At 42.7% G+C, this 4,012-nt stretch carries 4 protein-coding genes and 2 pseudogenes; all 6 read right to left on the bottom strand.

Translation table 11 applies throughout. The annotated features are described in order from the left end of the window. Window positions 1-194, bottom strand: a pseudogene (locus QZ359_RS09390) (peptide methionine sulfoxide reductase); the annotation flags it as partial. Between the two features lie 9 nt (window positions 195-203). Continuing rightward, on the bottom strand, window positions 204-767 hold the full coding sequence (locus tag QZ359_RS09385; protein WP_293965940.1) for a redoxin family protein: 564 nt from the start codon (window positions 765-767) through the stop codon (window positions 204-206). Window positions 768-780: 13 nt separating this feature from the next. Beyond that, window positions 781-1,491: a thiol-disulfide oxidoreductase-associated membrane protein CcdA2 gene (gene ccdA2 / locus QZ359_RS09380; RefSeq protein WP_000368753.1), complete on the bottom strand. Its 711-nt coding sequence runs from the start codon at window positions 1,489-1,491 to the stop codon at window positions 781-783. A gap of 166 nt (window positions 1,492-1,657) precedes the next feature. Continuing rightward, on the bottom strand, window positions 1,658-2,206 hold the full coding sequence (locus QZ359_RS09375; protein ID WP_293965939.1) for a GNAT family N-acetyltransferase: 549 nt from the start codon (window positions 2,204-2,206) through the stop codon (window positions 1,658-1,660). Window positions 2,207-2,606: 400 nt separating this feature from the next. Continuing rightward, the gene (gene nadE / locus QZ359_RS09370) at window positions 2,607-3,431 is read right to left on the bottom strand and encodes an ammonia-dependent NAD(+) synthetase (RefSeq protein WP_261074381.1); all 825 of its coding nucleotides are present in this window, start codon (window positions 3,429-3,431) and stop codon (window positions 2,607-2,609) included. Continuing rightward, window positions 3,428-4,012 (bottom strand): annotated as a pseudogene (locus QZ359_RS09365) (nicotinate phosphoribosyltransferase); the annotation flags it as partial. The pseudogene QZ359_RS09365 and the gene nadE, both read right to left, overlap by 4 nt.

The following is a 4,012-nucleotide window of genomic DNA, read 5'->3' as shown; positions in this document are numbered from 1 at the left end:
AGATAAATTTCGTGCAAATCTGCATCTTTACTCACTTCTGTTTTTTTCACTGTTTTTCCTCCTTGGCTAACTGATGCTTTCTCAATTTGCGAGCTATCCGTCTGCCCTGCATTTCGCATCAATAGAAAATAGAAACCGCTTATGGCTAGGAAAAAGATTCCTGCCAAGACAAACAATTTTACTTTATCATTCATGATCTTTCTCTACCCCATTTCTTTCAATGTCTTTAAAATCATATCCTTATCCATAAAACCTGGTTGCGTCTTGACCAGTTTTCCTTCCTTGTCTATAAAGGCTTGAGTTGGGTAAGAACGAACACCATAACTTTCTAAAAGTTTACCTGATGGGTCAATTAGAACTGGGAAATTTTTATAATCCAAGCCCTTGTACCAGTTCTTAAAGTCTGCTTCAGCTTGTTCCCCCTTGTGTCCAGGAGACACCACTGTCAAGACCACATAGTCATCACCAGCATCCTTAGCAATTTCATCTGTATCTGGAAGACTGGCTAGACAGATGGAACACCAAGACGCCCAGAATTTAAGATAGACTTTCTTGCCCTTGTAATCAGATAAACGGTAAGTCTTGCCATCTACTCCCGTCAGTTCAAAATCAGCAACCACCTGACCTTTAGTCGCAGTTTGCGAACTAACTTGTTCTGTTTTTGTTTGCTCCTTCATAGTAGATTCGTCTGACATATTTTTAGCAGAACAGGCTGCCAAGCAACAGATTGAGCCTACTCCAAGGAGACATGTTTGCCATTTTTTCATTTCTTTTTCCTCTCTATTCAAATAATGTAGTCAAAATGGAAGCATTTCCCAAAAGCACCAAGATTCCCATCACGATAATGAGGAAACCACCCACTTTTTTGAGGGTTCCTAGATAGGGATGAAGTTTTCGGAAATGTTTCAAAACATAGCTGGAGGCAAGAGCTAGAACTAAAAATGGTAGCGCCAAACCCAGCGTGTAAACCAACATGAGACCAGCTCCCTGCCAAGCTCCAGCACCACCTGAAGCCGCCAAGGCCAAAACAGAGCCTAGAACCGGCCCCACACATGGCGTCCAAGCAAAACTAAAGGTCAATCCCAGTAAAAATGCCTGACTATAGCCCTTACCCTTTTGCCCCTGTCTCTTTAATTGTAGCCTTCTTTCCTTGTAAAGCCCCTGCAAATGTAAGACTTCCATCTGGTGCAAGCCCAAGAGAATGATAACCGCACCCGTCACATACTGAAACCAAGAAGCATATAGCAAATTGCCTAAAAAACCAGCTCCATAACCCAGTAAAATAAAAATAAAGGAAATACCCACTATAAAGGCCAGAGTTCGCAATAAACTGACAACAGAGATTGAAAATTTGCTACTAGAAGTCTGAGCACCATCTTTGTCATCCAACAAGACCCCTGCATAGACCGGTAACAAGGGTAAAATACAAGGAGAAAAGAAGGAGAGAATTCCAGCAAGAAAAACACTGATAAAAAAGATTATATTATCCATTGCTTTCCTCCATTCTTTGATTTGATAGGACTATTATAGCCCCAAAACTCAAGAAAAAACATGGACAATGATAGGGAAAAATAGGAATTTAATCAGATTATGTAAAAAATGTTGCAAAAAAAGCCAGACACAGTCTGACTTTGATGGAAACAGAAAAGAAAATTCACTAGTCTTCCCTACTTATCTGATAATAAATAAGGTCAGCAAGATAGCCTTTTCTCTCTACACCATTGGTAATAGTCTTGAGATAGGACATTCCAGCCTTCTCCATGACACGACCTGAAGCTGGATTGAGACTAGCATATCGTGCTCTGACATCTTGAAAACCTGCTTGAGTAAAACAAAAGTCCAAGACAGCTTTCAAGGCCTCTGTCATCATACCATGACCCCAGTATTTCTTGCCTAGCACATAGCCAATTTCACAAGAAGAATCGTTCTCATCTATTGCAACGATGCTGATATCTCCTATCACCTGCTCCGGGTTTTCTTTGAGACAAATGGCCCATTTGTAATAGTTGGGATTAGCATAGGAGGCAATCCAATTACGAATCGAGTTTCGAGTCACATCGACATCAGGATGGGGATCCCAAGTGACATAGGTCAGATTCTCAGCGGATGAAGCCCAAATCTGAAACATGGCTTCTGCATCACTTTCCACAAATTTTCGCAAGATTAAACGATCTGTCTGTAATATTTGCGTACCGATTGCTTTCATGACGCTACCTCGCTTTCTGATAGATGATTCTATGTCCAACCTCAATTTAAATTTACTTTGCTTTTGAATTTCAAGGTAATAAGCTAAAAAGGTCCCCCGGACCTTCCTCGCTCTCTTATTTCAAGGTGAGAGGCTGAAAACCTCCACTGGAGGTTATTCTTGCTTCCCAGTTTCTAGGCAAGAAGCTAAAAAGGTCCCCCGGACCTTCTTCGCTTTCTTATTTATAGGCTCAGGGTAAAAAGACTAAACTCAGTAATAACTAAAAAACAAGTTTTTCATCTAGTTCCTTGACGCAGTCGCTGTCTGGTTTGAAATGCGCTCTAGCAAGCTTTTTCAAACCTAGTCATCGTTGCGGGGGTGAGACGACGAAATCGAACTCTGTGAGTTACCGATTTCTGTCTCACTCCCAAAAGTCATCAAATACGGTGATTGGTAGGTGGCGTTTGTGTTGGCCTTTATGCCACCAGTTTTCGATTGTTGCTTGGGCTTCTGGGCTGATTGTTTTGCCTTCTAGGTAGTCGTCAATCTCTTCATAGGTGACTCCGAGGGCTACTTCGTCAGCTAGGCCTGGTTTGTCTTCTTCTAGGTCTGCTGTTGGGATTTTTTCATAAAGGGCTGGGTCTGCACCAAGTTCCTTCAATAGTTGTTTCCCTTGGCGTTTATTGAGGCGGTAAAGAGGGAGAATGTCCGCACCACCGTCACCAAACTTGGTAAAGAAACCTGTGATATTTTCCGCAGCGTGGTCTGTTCCAATGACCGCTCCGCTATGGGAACCAGCAAGGGCATACTGAGCAATCATACGGCAACGTGCTTTGATATTCCCCTTGTTGAAGTCTGAGACAGAACTACCTGTCGCTTCAACTGCAGCTGTCATGGCATCAGCTGATTCCTTGATATTCACAACCAAGCTGACATCTGGCTGGATGAATGCTAGGGCTTTTTGAGCATCTGCTTCATCAGCTTGCACTCCATATGGCAGGCGGACAGCGATAAATTTGTAGCTGTCGTCTCCCGTTTCTGCTCGCAGTTCTTCCATAGCTAATTGGGCTAATCGACCTGCTAAGGTTGAGTCTTGTCCCCCAGAAATCCCTAGTACAAAGGTCTTTAGGAAGGGATGTTTTTTCAGGTATCTCTTTAAGAAATCAATGGAACGACGGATTTCTTCTTGGGTATCAATCACTGGTTTTACGCCCAATTCTTGGATAATCGTTTCTTGCAAACTCATTCTTCTTCTCCTTCACCAAGGGCTTCCTTGCGCATTTTGTCAATCAAGTCCATCTTGTCTTGCCATACATCACGCGCCAAATCCACTGGATAGTGCTGAGGATTGAGAACACGCTTATACTCATCCCAAAGCTTGTCAAATTCCTTACGAGCATAATCCTGAATCTCAGTCAAACTAGGCAGGTTGTAAATCAATTTCCCATCTTTGAAGATATCCACCAAGAGAGGAACAGCGTCAAAATTACGAACGGTCTTCTTGATGTAGGTATAAGTCGGATGGAACATCTTGATTTCTGTCATGCTGGCAACATCTACGCCGTCATAAGTGATATAGTCTCCTTCTGACTTGCCTTTTTCACGACTGGTAATGCGCCACACCTGCTTCTTACCTGGCGTAGACACTTTTTCCGCATTATTAGAAAGCTTGATGGTATTGCGCATGTTACCATTTTCATCTTCGATTGCAACAATCTTGTAAACTGCCCCAAGAGCTGGCTGGTCATAAGCTGTAATCAGCTTGGTACCCACGCCCCAGACATCAATCTTGGCCTTTTGCATCTTGAGGTTGAGGATGGTATTTTC

The organism is Streptococcus sp. (genome assembly GCF_019414905.1).
GTDB lineage: Bacteria > Bacillota > Bacilli > Lactobacillales > Streptococcaceae > Streptococcus.
The sequence above is the reverse complement of the archived record's forward strand: the minus strand, read 5'-3'. Positions and strand labels throughout refer to the sequence as shown.

Coding starts and splice junctions, on each gene's coding strand:
- QZ359_RS09385 (WP_293965940.1), bottom strand. CDS start 767: ATGAAAAAATGGCAAACATGTCTCCTTGGAGTAGGCTCAATCTGTTGC.
- ccdA2 (WP_000368753.1), bottom strand. CDS start 1,491: ATGGATAATATAATCTTTTTTATCAGTGTTTTTCTTGCTGGAATTCTC.
- QZ359_RS09375 (WP_293965939.1), bottom strand. CDS start 2,206: ATGAAAGCAATCGGTACGCAAATATTACAGACAGATCGTTTAATCTTG.
- nadE (WP_261074381.1), bottom strand. CDS start 3,431: ATGAGTTTGCAAGAAACGATTATCCAAGAATTGGGCGTAAAACCAGTG.